The sequence below is a fragment of the Arthrobacter sp. CAN_A214 genome (genome assembly GCF_015751955.1).
In the GTDB taxonomy this organism is placed as follows: Bacteria; Actinomycetota; Actinomycetes; order Actinomycetales; family Micrococcaceae; genus Arthrobacter_D.
Map to the genome: position 1 here is coordinate 1 of NZ_JADOUU010000081.1, position 2,074 is coordinate 2,074.

Annotated in this window: 2 protein-coding genes and 2 pseudogenes; 1 reads left to right on the top strand and 3 read right to left on the bottom strand. The window is 62.1% G+C overall.

The genetic code is table 11. The features are described 5' to 3' along the window. Nucleotides 1-264: pseudogene (locus IWX65_RS17465) on the top strand (LTA synthase family protein); the annotation flags it as partial. Nucleotides 265-294: 30 nt separating this feature from the next. Here the strand turns inward: IWX65_RS17465 and IWX65_RS17995 are convergent. The 3 genes and pseudogenes from IWX65_RS17995 to IWX65_RS17475 all read right to left on the bottom strand — a co-directional run. Continuing rightward, nucleotides 295-417: a hypothetical protein gene (locus tag IWX65_RS17995; RefSeq protein ID WP_334683986.1), complete on the bottom strand. Its 123-nt coding sequence runs from the start codon at nt 415-417 to the stop codon at nt 295-297. Between the two features lie 543 nt (nt 418-960). Beyond that, nucleotides 961-1,155, bottom strand: coding sequence for a hypothetical protein (locus IWX65_RS17470; protein WP_196884822.1), 195 nt, complete (start codon nt 1,153-1,155; stop codon nt 961-963). Between the two features lie 430 nt (nt 1,156-1,585). Further along, a pseudogene (locus tag IWX65_RS17475) lies at nt 1,586-2,074 on the bottom strand (endonuclease/exonuclease/phosphatase family protein); the annotation flags it as partial.

Below are 2,074 nucleotides of genomic sequence, written 5' to 3' on the forward strand. Positions count from 1 at the left end.
AATCGGATCTGGATTCCGGGCCAGGACAAGACCAGCACGCTGCGACCCGGAGTGGACCAGCTGAACATGTACCCCACGATCCTGGAGGCCGCCGGCCTGACCCTGAAGGAGGGTGAGGCCGGGCTGGGCGTGTCCGCCTTCGTCCCGAATGTCCCTGCTAGTTCAGCGCAGGCGATGGAGCCGGATCCCTATGCCGAACTGCTGGACTCGCTTTCCCCCCGGTTCTACGCAGAGGCCTGGGCCGGCGAGGACACCGCCCAGTAATGCTGTTCGTTCCCTAAACGACGGCGCAGCTCAGCCCAGTTGCACCGTCACGGCCGCGGCGTCCGGATCCGAGTAGGCGACGATTCGCGCCTGACCGACGCCCAACGTCGTGCACTGCAGCGTGGAGACCGAGGCATCCGCTGCGTCCTCCAACAGGCCACGCTGACTGAGCCAGCCTCGGTCGTCATTGCCGCGGTACGGGAGTTTTAGAAGGTGCGACGTCCGGGCTGACGGATCAATTTCTATTCGCTGAGTACACAGGTTGCCGCCCACCTGAATGGTGGGCGGCAACCTGTGGTGGTCCGGGGACCGGCTCAGCAGCGATTGCGTCGCCGCTCCGCGGTCGAAGGATTTTTGAAGCAGGTCTTCCCGGTGCTCTGTACTGGGCTGGGGGAGTGGCAGGGACAGGCGCGGCACCAGGGCAGGATTACTGGTACCGGCGGTTCGCTGGAGTGGCGGCCTTCGTGTCCGAGCAGGGCGCGATGCCGCTCTACCGGCCGGATTAGCCGATCGAGGAACGGGTGCTTGCGGTCTGGGTATTCATGCAACGCGCCTTGTTGAGGACTGGGAAGCTGGACGAAACGAGGCGATCGATGCTCAATCAAAGGCTTCCTGGGTGGAAGGCCCACTCCTTATCTTCGAGCCCGGGTGCGGTGCGAGTGAGCAGTTCCCCCGCTGACTGATCTGGTTTGTTTATCAGAAGAACCAGGCGAGGAGGATGAGCGTCACGGTGGCTGTGATCGCAGCGACGCTGAGCAGAATTGCCCCGACGATTTTTGCTCTCCGGTATTGCCGGGCTTGTGTCTGCCGGGCGCGCTCCGTATCTTGAGCTGCCGCAGCGTCTCGTTGAGTTTTCGAGGTGCGGGTTGTTTTGCTCTTCTTGCGGACCATGGGGTGACTCCATCGGTGGGTAGTAGAACCCGGCTGATCGGGTAGCGGCTGGGTATGGGCATAAGTATCACGGTCTGGTGTCGGGCTGGCGCTTAGGAAAGACCACAGAAAAAATAACGCCGGTGAGCAATGCTAGGGAATCGGTTGGAACAGCGGCTTGAATAGAGCCTTGATGCCTTTGGGTGGTCCGGTGTCCACGTCCGCGCGATTGACCCCGATCCCGAGCAACGGTGCCCCGGCGATTCCGGTATGCGGGCGCCAGGACAGTTTGGCGCAAGGTCTTGTGAACACCGCAAATAGTTGCCCGGTCTGTTGACGGTGCATCGTGGTCCCTTGAACCAGCGGCAGTAGGAGATTCCAGATGACGCATGCCTCATGCTGCGTCACGCTGTAGCCCCCAGTTGGAGGGGTGGGTTCAGGGTGTGTGGGTTCAGGGTGTGTGGGTGGTGAATTCGGTCCAGAGTGGGTAGTGATCCGAGATCCGCCAGGATATTTCTTGTTTGGTGAGTTCGGTGAGGATGTGGGGGAGGAAATCGATGTGCCCGGCGTTGCCGGTGTAGGTGAGGGTTTTGAGCATGGTGGTTCCGTCGGGTTCGGAGAACCAGGCGATCTGGTCGTAGAAGTGCCGGGTTTTGTCGTTGTCGAAGATGGTGCGCGGGACGTCTTCGAGTTCGGCCGGTGGCCAGAGCCCGGTGGAGATGAACGCTTCGTAGAGGGGGTTACCGATGCGGTCGAGGTTGAAGTCTCCCAGGACGAGGAGGTTCTCGTTCCAGTCATCGGGGCGTTTCGCCCAAGCGTGCATCCACTGGGCGAACGCGGTGATCTCCGGCAACCGGTCAGCGGCCCTGGTGCCCCACAGGACGTGCACGGTCGTCAACACGAACCCTGCGCTGCCGCGGGTGAAGCCGGCGGCGTAGGG